The sequence below is a fragment of the Sanyastnella coralliicola genome, from assembly GCF_030845195.1.
GTDB classification, from domain to species: Bacteria; Bacteroidota; Bacteroidia; order Flavobacteriales_D; family Sanyastnellaceae; genus Sanyastnella; species Sanyastnella coralliicola.
Map to the genome: position 1 here is coordinate 1,609,926 of NZ_CP132543.1, position 24,341 is coordinate 1,634,266.

Annotated in this window: 20 protein-coding genes; 10 read left to right on the plus strand and 10 right to left on the minus strand. The window is 45.3% G+C overall.

Annotation, left to right across the window (positions count from 1 at the left end):
- Window positions 1-69: 69 nt before the first annotated feature.
- On the minus strand, window positions 70-468 hold the full coding sequence (locus tag RA156_RS06785) for a hypothetical protein (RefSeq protein WP_306643809.1): 399 nt from the start codon (window positions 466-468) through the stop codon (window positions 70-72).
- Window positions 469-683: 215 nt separating this feature from the next.
- Here RA156_RS06785 and RA156_RS06790 point away from each other — a divergent pair, with 215 nt between their 5' ends.
- Entirely contained in the window at window positions 684-1,289 is a 606-nt protein-coding gene (locus RA156_RS06790) for an LON peptidase substrate-binding domain-containing protein (protein ID WP_306643810.1), read from the plus strand.
- Window positions 1,290-1,349: 60 nt separating this feature from the next.
- Entirely contained in the window at window positions 1,350-7,844 is a 6,495-nt protein-coding gene (locus RA156_RS06795; RefSeq protein WP_306643811.1) for a hypothetical protein, read from the plus strand.
- 45 nt (window positions 7,845-7,889) lie between these two features.
- Here RA156_RS06795 and RA156_RS06800 read toward each other — a convergent pair whose 3' ends face one another.
- Both RA156_RS06800 and RA156_RS06805 read right to left on the minus strand, forming a co-directional pair.
- Window positions 7,890-9,341 carry a DUF2330 domain-containing protein gene (locus RA156_RS06800; protein ID WP_306643812.1) on the minus strand — a complete coding sequence of 484 codons (1,452 nt, stop codon included), beginning with the start codon at window positions 9,339-9,341 and terminating at the stop codon, window positions 7,890-7,892.
- Between the two features lie 24 nt (window positions 9,342-9,365).
- Window positions 9,366-10,205: an RnfABCDGE type electron transport complex subunit D gene (locus RA156_RS06805; RefSeq protein ID WP_306643813.1), complete on the minus strand. Its 840-nt coding sequence runs from the start codon at window positions 10,203-10,205 to the stop codon at window positions 9,366-9,368.
- Between the two features lie 98 nt (window positions 10,206-10,303).
- Between RA156_RS06805 and RA156_RS06810 the strand changes: the two genes are divergently transcribed.
- Window positions 10,304-10,981 carry a hypothetical protein gene (locus RA156_RS06810; protein WP_306643814.1) on the plus strand — a complete coding sequence of 226 codons (678 nt, stop codon included), beginning with the start codon at window positions 10,304-10,306 and terminating at the stop codon, window positions 10,979-10,981.
- Here the strand turns inward: RA156_RS06810 and RA156_RS06815 are convergent, their stop codons facing one another.
- Window positions 10,982-11,677 carry a hypothetical protein gene (locus tag RA156_RS06815; RefSeq protein WP_306643815.1) on the minus strand — a complete coding sequence of 232 codons (696 nt, stop codon included), beginning with the start codon at window positions 11,675-11,677 and terminating at the stop codon, window positions 10,982-10,984.
- Window positions 11,678-11,826: 149 nt separating this feature from the next.
- Here RA156_RS06815 and RA156_RS06820 point away from each other — a divergent pair, with 149 nt between their 5' ends.
- The 3 genes from RA156_RS06820 to argS are packed head-to-tail and all read left to right on the plus strand — an operon-like array spanning window position 11,827 to window position 15,503.
- Window positions 11,827-12,789: an arginase gene (locus RA156_RS06820; protein WP_306643816.1), complete on the plus strand. Its 963-nt coding sequence runs from the start codon at window positions 11,827-11,829 to the stop codon at window positions 12,787-12,789.
- A 5-nt stretch (window positions 12,790-12,794) separates the two neighbouring features.
- A complete protein-coding gene (ctlX, locus tag RA156_RS06825; RefSeq protein ID WP_306643817.1) occupies window positions 12,795-13,709 on the plus strand; it encodes a citrulline utilization hydrolase CtlX in 915 nt (304 codons plus the stop codon).
- A 3-nt stretch (window positions 13,710-13,712) separates the two neighbouring features.
- On the plus strand, window positions 13,713-15,503 hold the full coding sequence (gene argS / locus RA156_RS06830) for an arginine--tRNA ligase (RefSeq protein WP_306643818.1): 1,791 nt from the start codon (window positions 13,713-13,715) through the stop codon (window positions 15,501-15,503).
- Here the strand turns inward: argS and RA156_RS06835 are convergent, their stop codons facing one another.
- Complete coding sequence (locus tag RA156_RS06835) at window positions 15,504-15,872, minus strand: T9SS type A sorting domain-containing protein (protein ID WP_306643819.1); 369 nt, start codon at window positions 15,870-15,872, stop codon at window positions 15,504-15,506.
- 3 nt (window positions 15,873-15,875) lie between these two features.
- On the minus strand, window positions 15,876-16,157 hold the full coding sequence (locus RA156_RS06840) for a DUF493 family protein (RefSeq protein ID WP_306643820.1): 282 nt from the start codon (window positions 16,155-16,157) through the stop codon (window positions 15,876-15,878).
- A 101-nt stretch (window positions 16,158-16,258) separates the two neighbouring features.
- Here RA156_RS06840 and RA156_RS06845 point away from each other — a divergent pair, with 101 nt between their 5' ends.
- Genes RA156_RS06845 through RA156_RS06855 form a run of 3 tightly spaced genes read left to right on the plus strand, consistent with a single transcriptional unit; the run spans window position 16,259 to window position 19,067 of the window.
- A complete protein-coding gene (locus tag RA156_RS06845) occupies window positions 16,259-17,326 on the plus strand; it encodes a hypothetical protein (protein WP_306643821.1) in 1,068 nt (355 codons plus the stop codon).
- Window positions 17,326-17,913, plus strand: a complete 588-nt coding sequence (locus tag RA156_RS06850; RefSeq protein WP_306643822.1) for an RNA polymerase sigma factor — start codon at window positions 17,326-17,328, stop codon at window positions 17,911-17,913. Before RA156_RS06845 ends, RA156_RS06850 begins: the two co-directional genes overlap by 1 nt.
- 2 nt (window positions 17,914-17,915) lie before the next feature.
- Window positions 17,916-19,067, plus strand: coding sequence for a hypothetical protein (locus RA156_RS06855; RefSeq protein ID WP_306643823.1), 1,152 nt, complete (start codon window positions 17,916-17,918; stop codon window positions 19,065-19,067).
- Here the strand turns inward: RA156_RS06855 and RA156_RS06860 are convergent, their stop codons facing one another.
- From RA156_RS06860 to RA156_RS06870, 3 genes are all read right to left on the minus strand, one after another.
- A complete protein-coding gene (locus tag RA156_RS06860; protein WP_306643824.1) occupies window positions 19,068-19,781 on the minus strand; it encodes a hypothetical protein in 714 nt (237 codons plus the stop codon).
- 85 nt (window positions 19,782-19,866) lie between these two features.
- Entirely contained in the window at window positions 19,867-21,219 is a 1,353-nt protein-coding gene (locus RA156_RS06865) for an NAD-dependent succinate-semialdehyde dehydrogenase (RefSeq protein WP_306643825.1), read from the minus strand.
- A complete protein-coding gene (locus RA156_RS06870) occupies window positions 21,219-22,526 on the minus strand; it encodes a M28 family peptidase (protein ID WP_306643826.1) in 1,308 nt (435 codons plus the stop codon). Before RA156_RS06870 ends, RA156_RS06865 begins: the two co-directional genes overlap by 1 nt.
- A 61-nt stretch (window positions 22,527-22,587) precedes the next feature.
- On the opposite strand from RA156_RS06870, the gene RA156_RS06875 reads away from it, so the two are divergent.
- On the plus strand, window positions 22,588-23,754 hold the full coding sequence (locus RA156_RS06875) for a TolB family protein (protein WP_306643827.1): 1,167 nt from the start codon (window positions 22,588-22,590) through the stop codon (window positions 23,752-23,754).
- A 217-nt stretch (window positions 23,755-23,971) separates the two neighbouring features.
- Here RA156_RS06875 and RA156_RS06880 read toward each other — a convergent pair whose 3' ends face one another.
- A complete protein-coding gene (locus RA156_RS06880; protein WP_306643828.1) occupies window positions 23,972-24,322 on the minus strand; it encodes a DUF4870 domain-containing protein in 351 nt (116 codons plus the stop codon).
- Between the last annotated feature and the right edge of the window lie 19 nt (window positions 24,323-24,341).

Here is a 24,341-nt window from a genome sequence, read left to right on the forward strand (position 1 = left end):
GTCAACACTGACCCAAAATAAAAAAGGGACTCCAAACGGTGTCCCTTTTTCTATATCGTATGATTTTGGCTATTCCTCGAAGAATTGGGCGATATCGCCATCTACGAGTGAAAGATATTCGATTCGTTCTCCATACTCAATCAATACTCGATCGAGTTCTGCAGGCACCATGATCGACAAGTCTTGATCAATGCCCTTTTCTAAGAATGCTCTAAACAAGATCTCTTGATTCACCGCACGGAGTGTGACCATGCCTTGTTCCTCACAATTCAGCGATAAATCAACTTGACGTGTATCATGCCAGTTGTAAAAACTGAATTGACATTTCTCCTGAGGAGTGAGTCCTGGATAGAAGTTCTGAGAAAGATCTAGGGTCTCTTGCTTGCAACTCTGCAGAACAAACAAACCACCCACAAAGGCCAACGCTACTAGCGAAGCCACTCTCAAATAGTTTTTGCGAGTTACCATGTCGTGCATTTCGGTGTCCCTACTTTTTACGGCCATGACTAAGGTCAGTTTGTAAGTTATTGGTTGGTCCTACTGTCAGTGAAGGACTACAAATTAACAACTTTTAAAGGAACTCGGATTTTACCGTCACATCAAGCTTTCATGCCTCGTATGTTAATAGAAGCTATTCTTATTCTTTCGGGGAAACCTGTTCCTTCTTGTATTGTATATATACCGTGAGTTCCTCAACAACATATCTACCGCTCTTCCCTCTGAAGATCATGCTTCTACCAGGCGAGCAGACGGCATTGCACATCTTCGAAGAACGTTACCGAGAGCTAATCCGTGACGTGGAGTCGATGGGAATGACCTTTGGTATTCCATATGCCAGTACTGACGATGGATTGATCTACGGCGCAGAGGTCAGACTTGTGCAGATTACCAAGCAATATCCAGGAGGCGAAAGCGACATCCTTGTGGAATGTACTGGAGTTTTTCGCATTGCTGAATACCGCGAGAAAGATCCTGCCAAGCTCTATCCTAGCGGTGAAGTGCGCATGATCTCTCAATACGATCACTGGCCAGCTAAAGATGAAACGATGGCTGAGCTAAAACAGCTTCGTGATGCTTTGGGGCCAAAAGCGGCTGTCCTCGACAAGGATGAGTTCAGGTATGTGCCACGTATCTTACTCTCGCTCAATCTTTCAAATGAGCAGAAGTACCAGTTCGTTAAACTCGCTAACGCGGAACGCCAGGAGAGCAGCTTGTTCAATATGCTACGCTTCTCTCGATTGATCGTCGAACAGGAACAACAAGTCATCGACGGCATCTTCCCGAACTAGTCAGTTCTTTAACATTTTCGCCGGTTCTCATTTCCTATTTTTGTGGGAGACTGATAACCAATGAAACACTTTCTACTTCTCTTGGCCTTGTTCGCCAACGCAGTGTTGTGCGCGCAAACAATTACCATTACCTCACCAAACGGCGGTGAAGTTTGGCAAGGGTGTACCACCCAAACGATCACGTGGAACGATTCAGGAACTTCAAACTTCTACAGCATTGATTACTCGATCAATGGTGGAGTGAACTGGACATCGATCGCCACTTTCTACAATACCACAGATGGCGAGTATGTCTGGACGGTCCCGAACATCCAGTCAACCAACGTTTTGATTCGAGTACAAGACTCGAACAACAATGCCATTGAAGACGTTAGCAACCTGAACTTCTCGCTGGCCGCTCCTCTCCTGCTCACTTATCCGAACGGAAATGAAACCATTCAAGGTGGCGACAATGTGAACATCACGTGGGTAGCAGCGAATACAAGCAATTACTACATACTGGAATACTCCCTTGATGGTGGAAATACTTGGAGCTACATCGATGACTTCTTCTATAACACCAACGGCTCATTCAACTGGAATGTGCCCAATACTCCATCGGCTAACGTTCTAGTTCAAATTACGGACTACTACGAAGCATGTAAATCAGACAAGAGCGACAACCTCTTGCAGATCATCCCAGCCACGCCAACGATTACGATTACTAGTCCTTATGCTGGACAAACCTATTACGCCACCAAGCAATACAACATTACGTGGACGTCTGAGTATGTGGTCTCAGATCAAGTGCAAATTGAGTTTAGCAATGATAATGGAGCCAGTTGGCAAATCATTGCTAGCATCACAGAAGACGATGGTTTGTACACTTGGACCGCTCCGAATGTCATCTCTGATGATTACCTCATTCGCATCACAGACTTAGCGAATCCAAGCACCTTTGATGTTAGTGACAACTTCTCTGTTGCAGCGCCATTTATTGACGTCACCTACCCTAACGGCGGTGAGATTGAAACGCAATGTGAGCAGTTCACCATCACCTGGAATAGCGGCGGGTCATTCAACAACCGATTCCGCATTCTATACTCTGAAGACAATGGCGCGTCTTGGACAACCATTGCTAGCAATCAATTAGGGAGTAGCTACAACTGGGTTTACCCTCCGATTGAAGGTCCGGCTTTGATTCGTGTTGAAGACAATAACAATGCAGCGCTATTTGATGATAGCGATGCACCCTTCACCCTTTCTTCGCACGGAGACATTATCATTAATTCTCCAAATGGCGGAGAGAACATTCAGGTAGGCACAAACCACACGATCACTTGGGCTTCAGTCTCTCCGGTGAACTACGTAGAGCTCTACTACTCGATTGACAACGGTGTTTCTTGGCTCTTAATTGATGACTTCGAGAATAGTGATGGGAACTTCAACTGGAACGTACCGAACACGCCGTCTACAGAATGCCTAATCCGTATAGAGGATTATTACAATGGTAACTGTCGTTACGATGTATCAGACGCTGTGTTCACCATTGTTCCTCCAACACCGATCATCGAGATCACGAATATTGGAGCATTTGAGAATCAAGTCTACTACCCGAACAAAGGCTACAACTTGAACTGGAACAGTGAATACCTCACCTCTCCTTTCGTATCCATCGATTTCTCAGATGACAACGGCGCTACTTGGACGAACATCATTGCGGCCACAGAAGATGACGGAAGCTATGTAGTGACTTTCGCTGAAGAGTATTCAGAGACCTGCCTATTCCGCGTTAGCGAAGTAGGAAGTATGGTTGAAGGGATCTCACCTTACAATTTTGCAGTACGTCCGCCATTCATTGAAATCACTTACCCAACAGGTGGTGAGGTAGAAACACAATGTGAAGCCTTCAATATTACTTGGACGAGTGGTGGTACGTTTAACAACCGTTTCCGCATTCAGTACTCTGTGGATAATGGTGCTTCATGGACAACCATCGCCAGCAACCAAACAGGAACTTCTTACAACTGGGTTTACCCACCGGTAAGTGGACCAGTAATGGTTCGCGTTGAAGACAATACATGGTCGTACATCTTTGATGAATCAGACACACCGTTAACGTTAAGTCCGAATACTGACATCATCATCACATCGCCTAACGGCGGAGAGACTTTGGAAGTAGGAACCAATGTGACAATCAACTGGGCGTCGGTATCTCCGGTGAACTACGTGGAGCTTTACTACTCGATTGACAATGGGTCTTCATGGCTTTTGATTGATGACTTTGAGAATAGTGATGGAAACTTCAACTGGAACGTGCCGAACAACCCGTCAACGCAGTGTTTGATCCGCATTGAAGATTACTACAACGGCAACTGCCGATTCGATGTGTCGGATGCGATCTTCACGATTGCACCCCCTACTCCTGTCATTGAGATCACGAACATTGGTGCTTTTGAGAACCAAGTATACTACCCAAACAAAGGATACAACTTGAATTGGACGAGCGAGTACACGACTTCTCCATTTGTTGCGATTGACTTCTCAGATGACAACGGCGCTACTTGGACGAACATCATTGCCGCTACCGAAGATGACGGAAGCTACGTAGTGACTTTCGCTGAAGAGTATTCAGAGACCTGCCTATTCCGCGTTAGCGAAGTAGGAAGCATGGTTGAAGGAATCTCACCATTCAATTTTGCTGTACGTCCGCCATTCATTGAAATTACTTACCCAACAGGTGGTGAGGTAGAAACACAATGTGAAGCCTTCAATATTACTTGGACGAGTGGCGGTACATTCAACAACCGTTTCCGCATTCTGTACTCTGTGGATAATGGCGCTTCGTGGACAACCATCGCTAGCAACCAGACGGGAACTTCATACAACTGGGTTTACCCACCGGTAAGTGGACCAGTAATGATTCGTGTTGAAGACAATACGTGGTCTTACATCTTTGATGAAAGTGATACGCCGTTTACGTTAAGTCCAAATACAGATATCATCATCACTTCGCCTAACGGTGGAGAGACTTTGGAAGTAGGAACCAATGTGACCATCAACTGGGCGTCGGTATCTCCCGTGAACTACGTGGAGCTTTACTACTCGATTGACTACGGGTCTTCATGGCTCTTGATTGATGACTTCGAGAACAGTGATGGGAACTTCAACTGGAACGTGCCGAACAACCCGTCAACGCAGTGTTTGATCCGCATTGAAGATTACTACAACGGCAACTGTCGATTCGATGTGTCGGATGCGATTTTCACGATTGCGCCTCCAACTCCTGTCATTGAGATCACGAACATTGGAGCTTTTGAGAACCAAGTATACTACCCAAACAAAGGCTACAACCTAAACTGGAGCAGTGAATACCTCACCTCTCCTTTCGTAGCCATTGATTTCTCAGATGATAACGGCGCTACTTGGACGAACATCATTGCCGCTACCGAAGACGACGGAAGCTACGTAGTGACTTTCGCCGAAGAGTATTCCGAGACTTGCCTATTCCGCGTTAGCGAAGTAGGAAGTATGGTTGAAGGGATCTCACCTTACAACTTTGCAGTACGTCCGCCATTCATTGAAATCACCTACCCAACAGGCGGCGAAGTAGAAACGCAATGTGAAGCCTTTAATATTACTTGGACGAGTGGCGGCACATTCAACAACCGTTTCCGCATTCAGTACTCAGTAGACAACGGCGCTTCGTGGACAACCATCGCCAGTAATCAAACAGGAACTTCTTACAATTGGGTTTACCCGCCAGTAAGTGGGCCTGTAATGATGCGTGTTGAAGACAATACATGGTCGTACATCTTTGATGAATCAGACACACCGTTTACGTTAAGTCCGAATAATGACATCATCATCACATCGCCTAACGGCGGAGAGACTTTGGAAGTAGGAACCAATGTGACAATCAACTGGGCGTCGGTATCTCCGGTGAACTACGTGGAGCTTTACTACTCGATTGACAACGGGTCTTCATGGCTTTTGATTGATGACTTTGAGAATAGTGATGGCAACTTCAACTGGAACGTTCCGAACAACCCGTCAACACAGTGTTTGATTCGCATTGAAGACTACTACAACGGTAACTGTCGATTCGATGTGTCGGACGCTATCTTCACGATTGCGCCTCCAACACCGATCATCGAGATCTCGAACATTGGTGCTTTCGAGAACCAGGTATACTACCCGAACAAGGGCTATAACTTGAACTGGAACAGTGAATACCTCACCTCTCCTTTCGTATCCATCGATTTCTCAGATGACAACGGCGCTACTTGGACGAACATCATTGCGGCCACAGAAGATGACGGAAGCTATGTAGTGACTTTCGCTGAAGAGTATTCAGAGACCTGCCTATTCCGCGTTAGCGAAGTAGGAAGTATGGTTGAAGGGATCTCACCTTACAATTTTGCAGTACGTCCGCCATTCATTGAAATCACTTACCCAACAGGCGGCGAGGTAGAAACACAATGTGAAGCCTTCAATATTACTTGGACCAGTGGCGGTACGTTTAACAACCGTTTCCGCATTCAGTACTCAGTAGACAACGGTGCTTCATGGACAACCATCGCTAGCAACCAAACAGGAACCTCTTACAACTGGGTTTACCCACCAGTAAGCGGGCCGGTAATGGTTCGCGTTGAAGACAATACGTGGTCTTACATCTTTGATGAATCGGATTCGCCGTTTACGTTAAGTCCGAACAACGATATCATTGTCACTTCACCAAATGGTGGTGAAACGCTGATAAGTGGGACGACACATCAAATCACTTGGGCATCAATTTCGCCTGTCAATTATGTGCAGATCTATTTATCGCTAGACAATGGTGTTACTTGGGATTACATCGATGATTTTGAGAATAGCGATGGCCTCTACAACTGGAACGTGCCGAACACACCTTCCAACGAGTGTTTGGTGAGGATTGTCGATTACTACAATGCCGCATGTCGTGTTGATGAATCTGACGCCACCTTCAGCATTGAACAGCCAGAGCCTCAGGTTACCTACCCGAACACCTCTCAGGTCTTTGGTCAGTATCAAACAGTGAACATTACATGGACCGATGAATACTACAATTCTTCATTTGTCTTGATTGAATTGTCTGAAGACAATGGAGCAAGCTGGCAGACGATAAGTGCTGCGGAAGTAAATGACGGTTCATACTCATGGTTGGTTCCTGAAGTGATTTCAATTGAATGCTTGATCCGTATCACGAGTATTGACAACCCTTCTGAGACGGATGTGTCTGATGAGACCTTTGAGATTCGTGAGGCGATTATTGTCACTTCTCCGAACGGAGACAATGGAATTCAAGATTGGCGCGTGTGTACAGAAACTACGGTGACTTGGACCAGCGTGGGTACATCAGCCTATTTCAGAATTTATTACAGCACGGACAATGGAAACAGTTGGACAAGCTTGAATTCGAACTACTACTCTCCAGGTGTCACGCATAGCTTTGATTGGATTTTGCCAAGCGCGCCATCTCCGGCTACGTTGGTGCGTGTAGAGAACCGCTACAATACACTGCAAGTAGATGAAAGTGACGATACATTCACGATTGCACCGGCGATTACCATTACCGGACCAAACGGCGGTGAAGTCCTCGGTGTTGGCCAAAACATCGACATCACCTGGCTCAATGAAGGAGCTTCGGAATTCTATGACATCGACTATTCTGTAGATGGTGGTGTTTCTTGGAATAACATCGCATTCAATGTTTACATCCCGAATGAGAGCTACAGTTGGGTTGTTCCTGGTCAGCTTTCAACGAACTACTTGATTCGCGTGACAGATAACATTGACAACTGTAAGAGTGATATTTCTGATGACCTCTTCGAAGTGAGCGGTGTTCAACAAGGGCTGGTCAACTTGAACTACCCATTGGGTGGAGAGTCGTTTGCTGCTTGTACTCAGGTTGTTATTGACTGGAATGCCGTGAATACTAGTGATGAGTTCACGATCGACTATTCACTAGATAACGGTCTATCGTGGAACAACATCGTCAGCAACTTCTACACGCTTGATCAGCAGTATGTATGGACTGTTCCTAATAACGCTAGCGCGGAAGCGTTGATACGCGTTTACGACAGCACTTCACCCGTATTTACTGATCAAAGTAACTTCGGATTCAGCATAAGCGCACCAGTAGCCTCTGCAGGAAATGATGTAACCATTTGTGTAGGTGAAACTACGGTATTGCAAGCCGCAGGTGGAGTTAGTTATGCTTGGTCGCCAAGCGCAGGCTTGTCAGACGCTGGTAGCTCTAGTCCGAACGCTTCACCAACTACTACTACCACTTACATGGTTACGGTAACCGATGTCAATGGATGTACAGCTGACGACCTTGTTGTAGTCACTGTGGAAAGTGATTGTGATATCACCGGGTGTACAGATGAGAACGCTTGGAACTACAACCCGAATGCCACCTTTGATGACGGCTTCTGCTTATACACTGAAGGCGGAAACGTGACTTGTGCAGAAGACATTAATGGCGATGGTATTGTTTCTACAGGAGACTTGCTCTCGTTACTAGGTGCATACGGCCAGCTATGTGATTAAGACTGAGGAAAAGAGAAAAAAAAAGGAGGCCTATGCCTCCTTTTCTTATGCCGGTAATGACTGCAACTTCCGTTTCTTCCCAGCACGAGCGATCACCATGATCAGGGTAGATATGCCAAGGAAAGACAGAAGAAGGGTCCATATGCCTCCACGGTCTTCTTCTTGAGTCATCACTGGTGAGAACTCATAGTCTTCCAATCGATTGTTAAACTCTTTGATATAGCTATTCCCGTTCTTGACTCCCCAGCCTGTTAGTGCAGCCAGTTCGTCTAGTTCACGCTTTCTTCGTTGTTCAAGTTCCTTGAGGTACTTCTGACCCTCTTCACAACTCATGTCTCCGCTCGCAGGGTGCGTTAAAATGTATCGACACTGGTAACGTTCCTTGTTTGTCGTTGTTTGAAACTGTAGATCCTGAGGGAATTTGTCGCGTTCGTAGCGAACGTGCATACGCGTGAAGTAAGCGGTCCCTTGCCATCCGTTTTGTAACCAGTCTACTCCTGCTTTGACTAGGTCGTTGGCAATAGGTGGTGGTCCAACACATGGGTCGCATTTCACACTTTGTTGAGGACTTACATCCCACGCGTACTCTAGGAATACAGAGTTGCGTCCCTCCTGCTTCCAGCTCTTTTCGTAGAGAGCTTTGTAGAAGTCGCCAAACTGAGGCTCTACGAACAAAGGAATGTTGCGATTACTAGGTAGTTCAACCGTTCGGTAATTCGTACACTCGACTCTACCTTGGTTGGTGAATGTGTATACGATCATGTCTTGTGGACCGTTCGCGTTAGCCATACCTAAGCGAATTGGAAGCATGAAACGATCAGAGTTGTAGGTCAACTGAATCGGAGAAAGCTCTTCGAATGAAGAACCTGAAAGCTTGTGGAGATTGACTTTTACCACGAAGAACTTCATGTTCGACTTGATGTACGGATCTAATACTTCATCTGCGTTTTCAGGGATTTTATAATCGTGATCCGTTAGCCAACGACGAAGTCCATCTGACTCTTCTGCCGAGAGAATGAGGATTTCGTATTCACCAACTTCGTAGCGAGCTTCAACGTTTACTCTATAATTGGATTCATCAGCTACACTCATTGTCAGATTTCCGAAAGCAGGCCAGTTCTGGTCTAACATGTCGTACACCTCATAATCTTCAGTAACGATTTCAACCGGACATGGAGGTGAATCATAATACTCGACCAACCGTGGTGCCGAGTATTCATTGAGTTTCTCGAAGATTGATTTGTCTACGACCTTAATGTCATTCTCTTTGAGCACCGTTGGCACAGGAACAACCATAGCGAAGTCTTTGACATCTCCTTGGAAGTCGTTAGACATTGTCACGGTGGTTTTATCGCCATTTCGGACAAGGATTACCTCAGACTTATTGTTGAATAGTTTGGCATCGGCGCGAGCTACGTAGAACCCACAAAATGCATTGACCTGGAGACCGGAGAGCAAGGCTGCGGAGGCAAGTATGAATAACTTAAGTGATTTCATAATTCAGATTTTGTTCAGTGTGATTTATGATTGAAGTGGCTTGATGGAAGTCCACTGGAAAACGTTTGCTTTAAAGATCTTATCGAGAACAACCATGGCCGGAGCGGCGAAGAAGAGCGCCCACATAGGTGCGGTGTGCAAATAGAACCAAGAGGTCAAAACGAATGACAACACGCCAATACCTACAGCCCATAAAATCCTTGCGCCTGAGGCGTTTGGGGTCGTTCTGGGGTCTGTAATCATGAAGAAGGCGAAGAGTAACAAACTACCGTTCGACATCTTATGGAACAGCCAATCGAACTCCCAACCTAAGTATACCACGCTTCGGAAGTACTCTAAGACAAGAATGGTCAATAGAAACGTCAAACTCGTGTCGATGCGACCCACTCTAAAAAGCACCATGAGCGCTGCGCTACTAAAAAAGAATAGTAACATGGCACTACTGCCCCATTGTCCTGGTGAAATCCAAGCATCGCCAAAGAGAACGATAGGAAGGATTACACCGAGATTGGCTGGGTTAAATACATGCTTCCCTTTGGTTCGGATGAAGTATTTTGAAGAGATACCTAGAACCGGAGCAAGAATCCACATGAGCGGAGTTGAACTTTGAAAGAGAAGGCTTAGTCCTAATGAAGTAATGGCGCCGCTTTTCCATGAATCAAACGGGAGCCTTAAGCCCACCATGAAGAACAACTGGGTAAATATGCCCGCTGAAAGAATGGTGAAAATTCGAGGGAGATCAGTGATCCAGTCTAGATTGAAAACGCCGTAAGCAAGGAAACTAGATAAGGCTGTGATTTGAAACAACCGAGGATCTTGAAAGATCGGGTGTTTCTTCACCAATGAGAGAATTGATGTCGACATAGTTTGGATTTGTCATGCCGTACACGCTTCTTTTGAAAAGGTTCATAGAAACCTTTCATTATCTTGCGCAGTATAGTTGAGAAACATATTCTTACCCCATGCGACTACCCTTTGTTCTACTTCTGATGGCTGTGTCTCTTGCAGCATGTACTGGATGTGATGACCCTAAGAATGATTCTGGAAACGAACCAGACAAGCCAGTTAAGGTTGATCCTGTGCAAAGTCAAATTGAAGTGTCAGATGAAGAGCTCGCTGCGATCAAAGAGAATATGGGGCACTATTTTGACACGATGTCGGATGGCCGATTTGCAGAATACCTAGACTACGTATACCAAGGCGACGTTTTCGATGACTCTTTGAGAAATGAGACGGTGAAGATGATGCAGGACTATTACGACAAGGGATTTTACAATGTCACCAAGTCTTTTGATATCAAGTTTGCTTCTCCTCTCACGCCAGATTCAACTCGTTTGATCTCGCTCATCATTGCTGATATTGAACATGAAGTTTACGTGGGTGATGAGTTCTCAGCGAATCCTGAGCAATTGGAACCTATGATTCGTTCTCAATATGGAGAAGGAAGATATAAGTACAATGAGGGCGCGAAGCGCTACGAAATTGAAGGTGAAGCGAAGTTCTTTGCGATTACCGAGGAAGGAAGTCTTGACTTTAAGTTTGTCAACGATCAATATTCACAGAGCCGATACCTAGGAAATCTCCTCGGATATGACGCTGTTTTCTCTCTTCGAAAGTGGGAGTCTAATCTAAAGAGATGATCAATCCATGTACTCATCGAGGAGTGCTTGGATCTTTTCTTTCATCTGATTCGTATTGATCAAGTTGTATTGCGGGCCGAATTCGAACTGCTCGTCCGGAATGCTTGTGAAACTCACTTGACGTGCACGCAGTCGCATACGCATACCAAACTGTTCGATCTCATATCCAAGAAGCACTCCGTCGATTTCCTTGTATTGCGTAAACCAGTTTGGGTCTTCTACATCAATCTCTTTTGTGTGGTAAAGAGTAATTGGAGGAACGGAGTCAGTTAAGAAATGTGCAATCGTCACATCACACTCATACCCAGCAACGGTTTCTTTTTGATCAGTTGGTTCAAGTCTCACTCCTACTTGTTCATCGTTGTACGCATCTACTCCTGAAGCGTCTAACTCGATCTTGTAGTGTTCTTGATAGCTTTTGAATACTTGGCAATACGTACGGTCGTTTCCATTTGCCATAAACCCAGAGGCTACGATTCCTCCGAGAGACTGAAGATCGGCTTTGACGTTATTGTCTTTGAAGGTTAGTTTCATCTCCTCAGGGAAAACGTTCTTCAACACGCTATTTTCAAGAAATGGGAAACTAACATCATAAAAAATGATGCCTTGGTCTTTCTTCTGATCAGTATCGCATGAGATAAGTCCGATGCCAATGATCGCAATGAATAACCAAAAGAGTGGAGTAAGTGATTTCATGATTAGTCCGTTCGTAGTCAACGCAATATGGTAAGTCTGTAGAAGCGTTAACAACTTTCAGTCGGAAAGTTATTCTATTCCCTGATATGGATAACCTTGGATGAGTACCTTTGCCCTACTTTCAGCTAATTCCTACACGTCTTGTAAGTATGACAAAGATCGAGATCATCAATAATCCATCTGAATTAGGCGCTGGCACACGTGGTAGTAGTTTAGGCTACGACGCACTCAAAGTTGCTGGATGGAACAAAGAGAATGACCTACTGAATCGTTATGACACCCACAAGGTAGAAGTCAATAACGGAGCGTTGTATGAAGCTGATCCCAACCCACATGCACACCGCATTGCTGGGATTACGGATGTATTCAGACAAACAGGTGAGTTTCTCAAAGCCATTCAGGAACGAGGAAACTTCCCCGTGATCATTGGAGCTGACCACTCTGTTGCCGCCGGAACTATTAGCGGATTGAAGATGATTCATCCAGACAAACGCATTGGTGTTATCTGGATTGACGCTCACGCCGATCTTCACACTCCATACACCACTCCGTCTGGAAATGTGCATGGAATGCCTTTGGCTATCGTATTAGGTGAAGATAACTTAGAAGAGCGCAAGAATGACCCTAAGGAGGCTACAATCAATGAGTGGTCTGAGATCAAGAATATGTGGGGCATCTCCCCGAAGCTCGGTCATGAAGACCTCGTTTTCTTCGGTGTACGAGATACCGAATCTGAAGAAGATGCACTGATCGCTCGCAAAGGCATTAGAAACTTCACGGTAGATGAAGTACGTTCCCGTTCAATCAGTGAAGCGGTGAACGAAGCATGTGAACGCCTAAGCAACTGTGACTTGGTCTACATCTCTTTTGATGTTGACTCCATGGATCCAGAAATCGTGAGCCATGGAACAGGAACTCCAGTTGACAACGGTTTCACGCCTCAAGAATCGGCAATGTTGATCAAACTATTGATCGAACGTCTCCCTGTAGCATGTTTCGAAATGGTAGAGATCAACCCTACCCTCGACGAAAAGAAGAATAAGATGGCCGAAGTGTCATTCGAAATTCTCGAACAAACGATTGAGTTCATCCAACAAAAGATCAGCGGCTAAACGTCATGCGCCAATCGACCAACAACATCCTGATGATTCGTCCGGATGGATTCCGAAAGAACGAAGAGACTTCGGATAACACATTCCAGCAGAATCTTTCCATCGAAGATGCGAATGAGAAAGCTCTTTTTGAATTCGACCAACTCGTAGAAACCCTTCGCAACAAGGGTGTTCACGTAGCTGTAGTTGAGGCTGATGGAGAAAAAGACACTCCTGATGCGTTGTTCCCCAACAACTGGATTAGCTTCCACAATGACGGAGTAGTTGCTCTTTATCCGATGAAGGCTAAGAACCGACGTCGTGAGCGTCGTGAAGATGTGATTGATTATGTCGGAAACGAATTTGGTGTAGAAGCGCGCGAAGTGCTTGACTTTACTGAATTCGAAGAGCATCACAAGTTTCTTGAAGGAACTGGAAGTCTCGTCCTTGACCGTCAGCACAACAAGGCATACGCTGCTATCAGTGAACGTACTGACCGATTAGCTGTAGAGCGTTTCTGTGAAGCCTTAGGCTTCGAAGGCATTGTTTTCCATGCCTCTGCGAATGGAGCCCCGATCTATCACACCAATGTATTGATGTCGATCGGCTCGAGTTACGCTATTCTCTGTTCTGATGTTATAGAAGATATGGAAGAAAGAAGCATGGTCATTGACAGCCTGAAAGAGAACGGTCACGACGTCATTGATATCAGTCTTGACCAGATGAATTCATTCGCAGGTAACGCACTGGAAGTCTTAAATGAAGACGGAAAGAAAATCTGCGTCATGAGTAGCCAAGCCAAAGCGAGCCTGAACGAAGAACAATCACAGCGCATTGCAACGCATGCTGAGATCATCGATGCTCCCATTCCTACTATCGAAACCCTTGGTGGTGGAAGTGTGAGATGCATGATGTGTGAAGTCTTCCTCCCAAAAATCTAAGCCATGAAATCCCTAGATTCAATACTATCTGCTGCTGTCGTTGACGCAGCGAAAGATCTATTCGGCGCTGAGCCAGAAGCACAACACATTCAGCTTCAAAAAACACGGAAAGACTTTGAAGGAGATGTGACTCTTGTTGTTTTTCCGCTTGTACGTCTGGCGAAGACCAGTCCTGAGAAGGCTGGGACAATGATCGGTGAATGGTTGGTGGCCAACACGCCTGAAGTTGAAGGCTTTAACGTGGTAAAAGGGTTCTTGAACCTCGTGGTAAGTGAGGCTTACTGGAAAGGATTTCTTAAGGATGCCTTTGCTCAAGAACATTTCGGCTACGCTCCAAAAGGCAGTCGAGGACAGGTTATGGTGGAATACTCATCACCAAACACCAATAAGCCGCTTCACTTAGGTCACCTTCGAAATAACTTCCTAGGTTATTCTGTAGCGAAGATTCTGGAAGCGAATGGCCATGACGTGGTGAAGGTTCAGATTATCAACGACCGCGGTATCCATATTTGTAAATCTATGGTGGCCTGGGAGAAATTTGGTGAAGGTGAAACACCGGAGTCGTCAGGCCTCAAGGGAGACAAGCTTGTTGGGAAGTACTATGTGATGTTCGACCAACATTACAAGCAGGAAATTAAGGACTTGATTGAACAAGGCAAGTCTGAAGAGGAAGCGAAAGCTGAAGCCCCTATCCTACTCGAGGCGCAGGAAATGCTCCGTAAGTGGGAGCAGAAAGATCCTGAAGTCACTGCGCTTTGGGAAAAGATGAATAGCTGGGTATACAGCGGATTCGATGTGACATACCATGAAATGGGTGTTTCCTTTGATAAGCTGTACTACGAGTCAAATACTTACCTCACTGGTAAAGATGAAGTTATGCGTGGCGTGGAAGAAGGGTTCTTCTACAAGCGTGATGACGGTTCCGTTTGGGTTGATCTGACTGATGATGGCCTGGATGAAAAATTGGTCTTGAGAAAAGATGGTACCGCGGTGTATATGACACAAGATATCGGTACGGCTATTCTTCGTTTCAATGAGTTCCCAGAACTCAAGTACCAGATCTATACTGTAGGAAATGAGCAAGAGTACCACTTCAAGGTGCTATTCCTCATTCTAGGCAAGCTTGGCTTTGAAAACGCCAAAGACAACTTCCACCTGAGCTATGGAATGGTTGAACTTCCGGAAGGTAAAATGAAGTCTCGTGAAGGAACGGTAGTTGATGCTGATGACCTTCTGGCTGAAATGGCGGCGACTGCTCAAGAAATTGCGGAAGAGCAAGGTAAACTTGACGGAATCTCTGAAGAAGAACGTGCAGGATTGTACAAGAAGATTGGTTACGGTGCCTTGAAATACTACTTGTTGAAAGTAGATCCTAAGAAAAAGATGATGTTCGACCCGAAAGAGTCGATTGATTTCTTTGGTAATACCGGTCCTTTCATCCAGTTCAACTATGTCCGCACACTGGCGTTGCTTCGCAAGGCTGCGGAAGCAGGTATTTCTGCTTCTATTGCTGATGATGTTGAAATCGCTAGCGCGGAACGGGCATTGATTCGTAAGATATATGAATTTCCCGGGGTGCTGGAAGATGCTGCGAAGTCATATGACCCATCTCAGATTGCAAATTACGTCTATGACCTCGTGAAGGAGTACAGCTCATTCTACCAAACCTCTCCTATTCTGAAAGAAGAGAATGATGACTTGCGCTCATTGCGTTTGGCCATCTCACAACAAACTGGAGAAGTCATTCGCGACGGTATGAATCTACTCGGTGTAGATATGCCTGAGCGTATGTAATTAGACCGAGAAAGGTCTTTCTTGACGGTGATTTGATGTGGTAAGTACCAAACTGTACTTACCTGATGCTAAATCAGCGATGTTTACGTCTACGTGATGTTCGCCTGCATCTACGGTAGAGTTTGAAGCTACTTTCACTTCTTCACCAGCGGCATTGAAAACAATCACCTTCAGTGTGTCTTTGTTTGGAACTTCTATGTGAAGATTAATCGTGCCCCCCTCCTGCTTTTGAGATACAATGTGGGCGTAGGCGTCGGATGCTTCCTTTTCACCCATCTTCTTGACTAGGCGTTTGTACAGGATATACACCAGCATCACGATCAATGCGAGTAGAAGAGCGTTCCTGAGCGTTTCGAGACTTGTATCCATGAATTACAGCGAAATGATGCCTTCAATGCGAGAGGCCTTGGAATAAAGATCAAAGATCTGGTCTGCGTTCAACATCACGGAACGAATGGTAAAACTGGTGTAATTACCTTTCTTACTCAGTCTTGAACGGAATTCAGCTGACTCACCGAAAATCTCGTGTAGTTGCTTAATCTTCGTCTCATCGTTCGGAAGTACGAATTTGAACATATACATCGACGGCCACTGATGTTCCGCATCCAATTGCTTTCTTAGCGCATCTAAGCGCGCTTTTTCTTCTTCAGACATAATGCAAAATTAGTCAAACCACGGGCGAAACGCCAGATGGAACTCACTTATCACTAAATTGTTTGAACCTCTTTGAAAGTTAGGTGTACAGACACTTGAATATGCGAAACAAAAAGATCATCCTGACATTCGTCTTTCCGCTCCTGGCAATGGTTTGCGCTGGACAGAACTCCTCGCGTGTTACTCAGGAAGACTACCAATCTATGAGTACAAGTCAGCTTCAGTCGGTACTCGAAAGTCAACCGAAGAATGATTTGGCCTGGTACAGCTTGTACATGAATCTTCGAGAAGACGCATGGGATGGACCAACGAAAGAAGTCTCTTCTGGGGAGGCCAGGACACTAAATGAAGTGGCCACTTCAGCTTATACGAATGTCCCAAACAGCTACGCTGGAAACTTGCTCTACTATCTAGAGAGTGATTATGACCCTGAGGCCCTACCTGCGCTCAAAGAAGCGCAACGTATTTCCCCCTTGAGCACAGAAGTGAGAGAACTTATGGTTGCTCATTACTTGGCCAACGCTGACGATCAAGAATTGGGCACGCATTTGTCTATTCTTCATCAATCAGGAAAATATGGTTCTGATCTGTTGACCTACGCGAGAGACGTACTCATGATGCTTCCTGAAAACGCCGCATTGGTAACTAATGGAAGCGATGACACCTACCCTATTCTGATTACCCAACACTTGTTCGGACTGCGAAAAGATGTTCTCGTTATTCCGCTTGATCTCTGCGTCAATGAAGATTTCAGAGCGAAAATCTCAGCCAACACTGGTGTCGATGTAGACAAGCTATCGGGAAAACGCCGAGTATCTGCTGAACAGCTCATCAAGTCAACAAACAGAAGTGTTCACTTCGGACTAACACTACCAAATGAATGGTTGACTGTAGATCACGACTATCAGCTCGCTGGGTTCAGTATTACCAAAAATGACCCGATAGGTTATGACGGTTTAGCTCAGAAGTTTCTCTCTACCATTGATGTGGGTGCCATTCCTGAGAATTCGAAGGTCAGCGTTAACTATCTCCCGTTCCTATTCTACATGCACGAGTACTGCGAACGTGTAGGGCCTTTGGATAGACAGGCAGACATTGAATCAAAGATTAGAGCCATTGCTGAGCATTTGCCAGCTAAAGAAGACGTATTGCAGCGCCTTGAGCCTTGATGAGATTATTCCGAACACCATACACGGAACTTACAGACGAACAGCTTATGGAAAAGGCTGCTCGCCATGATGAGCGCGCCTTTAGCACGCTGTATGACCGGTATTCGGATCAACTTCTCCATTACTTCTGGAGAATGCTCTGGAAAGACCGTGAAATGGCTGAAGACTTCCTACAAGAGCTATTTATTAAAGTAGCCCACAACGCGGCCAACTTCGACGGTAAACGAGCGTTTAAGACCTGGTTGTTTAGCATAGCCAACAACATGTGCAAAAACGCCTACCGTCATGCTGAGGTTAAGTCAAGAGCGAAAGAAGTCTTAGAAAATGAAAAAGAGCACGTGGAGAAAAGTAGATCTGAGAAAGACCTCGATCACGCCACGTTCCATGACCAGTTAGAAAAAGCTCTTCAGAAACTGGATACAGATAAACAAAGCACCTTTAGGTTGCGCTATTTCGATGAGATGTCAATCAAAGAAATAAGCGAAGCACTAGAGTGCAGCGAGGGAACCGTGAAGTCCCGATTGTTTTACACCTTAAAACACTTGAATCAAGCTTTGAAAGGGTTTGAACACTTATTAAAAGAGTAGAGATGAATGATTCATACACATATGATCCTGAAGACATTGAGTCTTTGATGAAGCACAAAAGCTTCAGCGAGCTCTATGCCGATGAACGGGCGTTTGTACTCAAGCATATTGATGACGAAGACGAATATGAGTCTATGCGTCACTTGCTGTTGAGTATGTCGAATGTCTCTTCGGATGATGGATTGCGCAGTAGGCCTGCAACAAAAGAAGCCGTCATGGCTGCGTTCCGCGAACAGCGAAAACGACCGGCATGGTATACCTTAAACGGATTGATGAGTTTGCTCGTAATTCCAGAGCGCAAATGGTTCCTTCAACCAGGATTACAACTTGCTGCTTTAGTGGGAGTAATTCTATCCGTTGCTATTCTCCTTCCTTCTTCGGATGAGTCAAATCTTGTTGCTGAGGCTGATACAACTGAAACACAGCCTGATCAACGAGTAGCCACTGATACTGCTACCTATAGAGCTACTCCTATTGAAGAGAGCAACGAAGTAGACAATGAACTTCAAGAGAATTCAGGCACAAAAGAAATTATTGAGCCCACCCCTGAAGAAGCTGAAGAATTGGACATTTCTCAGGAAGGTCGTTTTGCTGACGTCAATCAAACGACTTATGAACCGCCGGTAAATGAAGGGTACGTAAACATAGAAGACACTTCATTTAGAACGGTGTACAACTACTACTTCACAGCTGAATCAGAAGCCTTAGCTGACTTGGAGGTTGCTTCTGCTCCTGAGCCAACACCAACTTTTGGCGATGCCAATAATGTGAAACCTAATATCAACCTTGATAGTAGTACAGTCCTTGCTGATGCTTTGATTGCTGAGAACAACGACACTTCAGCCGAAGCTGAAGAACGAAAAGACAAGGTTGATGAAGAAGCGGGTGTGTCTTTTCAGAGCACAGATGCAACCGACTATTACCTAAGTACGGATGATGTTGCGATTACAGAAGACTTCAATGTGAATACGTCGATGGGTAACTCTAGCCAGCCTTTGTCAGCTACGTACACCATAACAGATGAGTCATTGAGTAATCTGGAGTTGACTGCTGAAGCAGAAGAAGCTACTGTTCCTTCTGGTCGTGACTTTTCGCACATGTTGAAGGCTACAGAACAGAAGAGTTTACTTTCAATGATGTACAGTGCTTATTAATTAGTTGTAGTCTAGCTCGATCCAGTCATCATAGAACAGTACTTCATCGAGATCTAACTTCCAGATCTCCAGCTCTCTTGAGGTCTTATTGAATCGAAAGTAGCCATCTGAAAGAACTTCTTCCGAGCATTCCTCCTGCACGAAGCTCAGGCACATGGCATTCTCTTGAATCAGTAGCTGATAGGTATAACAGTCAAACTCCGTTTCGCTATCAACGATGTAGATGTCGCCGTCTTCATCTTCTTCCGTCGTATTACTCCACCATTCAATGGTCGATTCGATCATGTCATGAAATAAGAAACGCTCCTTTTGGCGGTCAAACATGGCCATTTCAGTATAGGATTCATGAAGTCCTCCTGACCACCCACTTCGTCCGAAGTAGTACTTATGGGTAATGAATACCACATCTCCATCGAAGACTGTATTTCCAAAAAGATCGAGGTTGTATGGGTCATCGAATAGATAGTCTGAAATCACGCACCACCGGGTGCTCTCATCGTCTGAATGTTCTAAAAACACATTCGCCTGGTCACCTTTCCAGACGTGAAGAATGTACCAGAAACCTAGCTGAACCACCGTGTCTATTCGGTCGTATGGAATCTCTCTTGAATCATAGCAATCAACGAGAGGAAGGTCTTCAATCGCGTAGTCGAATTCTTGAGTGTGGGCGACTATGCTTGGCAGAAGCAAGAAGATGAACAGGAGTTTTCGCATGATGCAATAAACGCTGCTAAAACTACCTAGAAGAAAGAATCCATTAGTTGTGTCTGACGACCATGAATCCGCTTCGAATCAGAGATTATTTGATCACTACGGCTTTACGATTTACAAAGCTCAAGATGCCATCTCTTCCCAGTTCACGGCCATATCCAGAAATCTTAACCCCGCCGAACGGTACACGAGGGTCTGACTTAACGAAATCGTTGATAAATACCGCCCCCTCAGCAAACGATGAGATGTGCTCACGGATAGACTCCTTGTCAGTTGTGAATACGCTCACTCCAAGCCCGAACTTGCTGTTGTTCGACAAGGCGATGGCTTCATCTAACGTCTCAAACACCGTCACCGCTGCTAATGGACCAAAGGTTTCTTCTTTAAAAACATCCATTTCTGGCGTGACCTTCGCTAAGACGGTAGGTTCAAATAAGGCTTTGTTTCGCGTTCCTCCTACCAAGAGTTCTGCGCCTTGAGCTATGGATGATGTCATTTGTTGTTCTAACTCAATCGCCAAATCTTCGCGGGCCATTGGGCCAATGTCAGTGTCTAATTGGTTTGGATCACCCACCTTCAATTGTTGTACACGACCGACAAGCGCTTCTAGAAATGAATCATGAATATCTGACTGCAACAAGAGTCGTTTAGCGGCGATACAGCTTTGTCCGTTGTTCTGGAACCGCCCTGTCGTGAAAGCTTCCAGAGCTTGTTCCAGATCAGCATCGTTGAGTACAATGAATGCATTGCTCCCTCCTAGTTCTAAAAGGCTTGGCTTGATATGTTTTCCTGCAAGCATGGCTATGTTGGCGCCCGCTTTTTCACTTCCTGTTAAGGTAACTGCGTTGATTCTAGGGTCACTCAAAATGCTGTCCATAGAAGCACCTGAGACTTTCAATGCTTGAAGCGCGTAAGATGGAAATCCGGCGTCTTCCAAGAGATTCGTCATCGATTCCGCGCTAGCGAAAACGTTAGAAGCATGCTTTAAGACACACACATTACCCGCAGCCAATGCAGGAATGATGAAGCGGAAGACTTGCCAGAGAGGATAATTCCATGGCATCACACCCAAAACAACACCGAGCGGATCAAAGCGTACGAAGGTCTCTTGTCCTTCAATATCGATGGTTTCATCTGCTAGCATGGTAGCCGCTTCTTCAGCGTAATACCGACACAACCAAGCACATTTCTCAACTTCCGCGACTCCTTGTTGGAATGGTTTGCCCATTTCTTTGGTCATCGTCGTGGCCAAGGAACTTTTCCGCTCAAGTAAAAGACTTGACAACGAACGTATAAGGGCCGTGCGTTGTTTTAGTGGAGTTCGATGCCATGCAGCTTTTCCTTCGTCGGCTCGAGAAAGAATGCCATCGAGCTCTTCGCTGCTATGAGGTTCGTAGCTAGCCCACTGTTCTTGTGTGTATGGATCGGTTGAATTAAACATTAGTCCCAGATTACGTCAAAGGACTTCTCCGTTCCCTCGCGCATGACTTTTACTACTGTGGTGTCTCCTTCTTCAAAAATGCCAAGACCTTCCATGTATGTATTCATGTCGGTCACGGCGTGGTCACCCATTTGGGTAACTACATCTCCTTTGATGATGCCAGCGTTGAAGGCCGGACGATCCTCAGAAACACCATCGATGCGCATTCCTTCCCCATCAAACATATAATCAGGAACCACGCCTAGCGTCACATTAAACCGAGGTGAATCGTCTTTTGATTGATCTTTTGTCTTGGTGAATTCTAGCTTCGCTTCATCATCTAATTCCAACACAATTCTTTCCACAAAATCAGCGACCATTAGTATGCCTTCATAATTAATCTTCTCTGGATCATCTGTAGGCTTGTGGTAGTCTTCGTGTTGCCCCGTAAAGAAATGGAGTACTGGCATGTCGGCTAGGTAAAAGCTTGTGTGATCAGACGGACCCACTCCTGATTCATGGAAAACAAGGGCAAGGCTATCAATATTCACTTGATTCACCAGATCATTCCAAACAGGAGAAGTTCCTGTACCGTATACCGCCAATGAACTGTCTTCTTTCATACGTCCGACCATATCCATATTGATCATATAATTGACCGTATTCAAATCTATGGTTGGGTTATCTACAAAGTGGTTTGAGCCGTAAAGTCCTTTCTCTTCTCCACTGAACGACATGAACAGCACATTGTAATTCAATGGTTGTGCGCTCAAACGTTCTGCTAGTAGAATCAAAGCGGAAATTCCTGAAGCATTGTCATCCGCACCGTTGTGGATTTCTGAATCCCCAATAAATAGTGAGTTCTCATCTCCCATCCCGAGGTGATCATGGTGGGCTCCGATGATGATTGTTTCTGACGCGCCATTATCCAACATTCCAATTACGTTCTTCCCTGTTAGATTCTGTACAAGTGCCATTCCGATGCTTGTTGAATCACCTGATCCATGGCGTTGGATTGGTGGATGCGGTCTAAAAGAAAACGCTTGAAAGAAGCTACTGCTATCACCAAATGGCTTCAGTCCTAACTCTTCGAATCGAGATGCAACATATGCTGCTGCTTTTGCTTCTCCTTCGGTTCCTGTGCCTCGTCCTTCAAGTGAATCACTTGCCATGAACTCGATAATTGCTTGTAGTTCTGCGATATCTCTTCCGTGTTCATCTCTGACTGGTGAGCATGAAGAAAACCAAGCTGTGATCATGGCTAGCGCCGAAAAGATGACAGAGGTGCGGAACGCCAAGGTCTCACTTAATTGAGGTATTCTGATCATTTTTGAAACTGTTGAGGAGGTCAATTGTTACCTTCGCACGAAACTAAGGAGGAAGCGTGATATGAAAAAGCTATTCGGCTTATTTGCACTGGCATTGTTAGTAAGTGCTTGCAATAACGGAAACCCAACTGCTACGGAAGAAACCACAGCTGAAGTGGAGGCAGCCAACCCACATGAAGGTCATCACGGGGAGCACCACGGACACCATGGAATGGAGGCTGAGGAAGAAGAACGAGTTCATTACGATGAAGAGGTTCACCTCAAAAATGTACGTCAGCTAACCTATGGTGGAGATAATGCAGAAGCATACTGGAGCTTTGATGATCAATCATTGGTGTTCCAGGCCAACAACCCGGCCTGGGGAACAAGCTGTGATCAGATCTATGTGATGAACCTTGCAGATGGAACTCCTGATAGCATCCCTCCTGCCATGGTTTCGACGAGTCTTGGACGTACAACATGTGCTTACTTCATGCCTGGAGACACCACAATCATCTACGCTTCTACCCACCTAGGGGACGACGAATGTCCTCCAGTACCAGAGCGTAAAGAAGGACGTTATGTATGGCCTATCTACGATAGCTATGACATTTTCGTAGCTGATCTTGAAGGTAACATCGTTAGTCAATACACTGACAACCCAGGTTACGATGCTGAGGCAACACTTTCACCTAACGGAGACAAAATCGTGTTTACAAGCACGCGCAGTGGTGACCTTGAACTCTACGTGATGAATGTTGACGGAACCGAAGTAACGCAGATCACGAATGAATTGGGCTACGATGGCGGGGCGTTCTTTTCACCTGACGGAAGCAAGATCGTATGGCGTGCTAGTCGTCCGACGACAGCTGAAGAAGTTGAAAAGTACAAAGGCCTGCTATCAGAAGGATTGGTTGAGCCAACGAACATGGAGCTTTTCGTAGCCAATGCAGATGGAAGCGATGCTCGTCAGATCACTGAGTTAGGAAACGCGAATTGGGCGCCATTCTTCCACCCGAGCGGTGAGAAGATCTTGTTCTCATCAAACCACATGAGTGAACGCGGCTTCCCTTTCAACTTGTTCATGATCAATCTTGACGGAACAGGACTAGAGCAAGTGACATTTGATAGTGCGTTTGACAGTTTCCCAATGTTCTCGAATGACGGGAAGTACTTGGTGTTTGGTAGTAACCGAAACAACGGACGCACACGTTCAACGAACCTTTTCTTGGCTGAATGGGTTGATTAGGCTTTAGGCCTTAGGCCATAGGCGTTAGATATGACTGAGGAGAATAACAAGAAGGGACTTATTGCTTGGATCAAGCGGATTGGAATCTGGGCCTTTCTGTTCTTTCTATTGAAAGGAATAGGCTGGCTACTGTTGATCTATTTTGGAATAGACCTTTTTGGATGTAATTAAAAAAAGGCGCCTTACGGGCGCCTTTCTTTTTATCTAGAGATCTCAATTATGAGATAAAGCGAATAGTCATTGGGTACTTGTAATCTTTACCACCTGAAGCGGCGATCGTTGCAAGGATTACGAAGACAAACGCGGCAATTCCGAGGGCAATCGCCAAGAATACACCGATCACAATAACGGCTAATATGATGCAAACAACCATATAGATCATAACACTGATCTGAAAATTCAATGATTCCTTTGCATGACGTGCGATAAAGTCGCTTTCATCCTTCTTCACTAGCCAGATAACTAGAGGTACAATCCAGGCTCCGATGAGGGTTCCAATGTGTGCAAGAAGCGCCACCGTTTTCTCATCTTGACTTGGTGGCTCTGTAATTTGATCTAATGATTCCATAGTGTTTTTTTGTTGGTAT

Excerpts from the sequence above, each read along its gene's own strand:
- RA156_RS06785 (WP_306643809.1), bottom strand. The coding sequence starts at position 468 with ATGGTAACTCGCAAAAACTATTTGAGAGTGGCTTCGCTAGTAGCGTTG.
- RA156_RS06795 (WP_306643811.1), top strand. The coding sequence starts at position 1,350 with ATGAAACACTTTCTACTTCTCTTGGCCTTGTTCGCCAACGCAGTGTTG.
- RA156_RS06800 (WP_306643812.1), bottom strand. The coding sequence starts at position 9,341 with ATGAAATCACTTAAGTTATTCATACTTGCCTCCGCAGCCTTGCTCTCC.
- RA156_RS06805 (WP_306643813.1), bottom strand. The coding sequence starts at position 10,205 with ATGTCGACATCAATTCTCTCATTGGTGAAGAAACACCCGATCTTTCAA.
- RA156_RS06810 (WP_306643814.1), top strand. The coding sequence starts at position 10,304 with ATGCGACTACCCTTTGTTCTACTTCTGATGGCTGTGTCTCTTGCAGCA.
- RA156_RS06815 (WP_306643815.1), bottom strand. The coding sequence starts at position 11,677 with ATGAAATCACTTACTCCACTCTTTTGGTTATTCATTGCGATCATTGGC.
- RA156_RS06820 (WP_306643816.1), top strand. The coding sequence starts at position 11,827 with ATGACAAAGATCGAGATCATCAATAATCCATCTGAATTAGGCGCTGGC.
- ctlX (WP_306643817.1), top strand. The coding sequence starts at position 12,795 with ATGCGCCAATCGACCAACAACATCCTGATGATTCGTCCGGATGGATTC.
- argS (WP_306643818.1), top strand. The coding sequence starts at position 13,713 with ATGAAATCCCTAGATTCAATACTATCTGCTGCTGTCGTTGACGCAGCG.
- RA156_RS06835 (WP_306643819.1), bottom strand. The coding sequence starts at position 15,872 with ATGGATACAAGTCTCGAAACGCTCAGGAACGCTCTTCTACTCGCATTG.
- RA156_RS06840 (WP_306643820.1), bottom strand. The coding sequence starts at position 16,157 with ATGTCTGAAGAAGAAAAAGCGCGCTTAGATGCGCTAAGAAAGCAATTG.
- RA156_RS06845 (WP_306643821.1), top strand. The coding sequence starts at position 16,259 with ATGCGAAACAAAAAGATCATCCTGACATTCGTCTTTCCGCTCCTGGCA.
- RA156_RS06850 (WP_306643822.1), top strand. The coding sequence starts at position 17,326 with ATGAGATTATTCCGAACACCATACACGGAACTTACAGACGAACAGCTT.
- RA156_RS06855 (WP_306643823.1), top strand. The coding sequence starts at position 17,916 with ATGAATGATTCATACACATATGATCCTGAAGACATTGAGTCTTTGATG.
- RA156_RS06860 (WP_306643824.1), bottom strand. The coding sequence starts at position 19,781 with ATGCGAAAACTCCTGTTCATCTTCTTGCTTCTGCCAAGCATAGTCGCC.
- RA156_RS06865 (WP_306643825.1), bottom strand. The coding sequence starts at position 21,219 with ATGTTTAATTCAACCGATCCATACACACAAGAACAGTGGGCTAGCTAC.
- RA156_RS06870 (WP_306643826.1), bottom strand. The coding sequence starts at position 22,526 with ATGATCAGAATACCTCAATTAAGTGAGACCTTGGCGTTCCGCACCTCT.
- RA156_RS06875 (WP_306643827.1), top strand. The coding sequence starts at position 22,588 with ATGAAAAAGCTATTCGGCTTATTTGCACTGGCATTGTTAGTAAGTGCT.
- RA156_RS06880 (WP_306643828.1), bottom strand. The coding sequence starts at position 24,322 with ATGGAATCATTAGATCAAATTACAGAGCCACCAAGTCAAGATGAGAAA.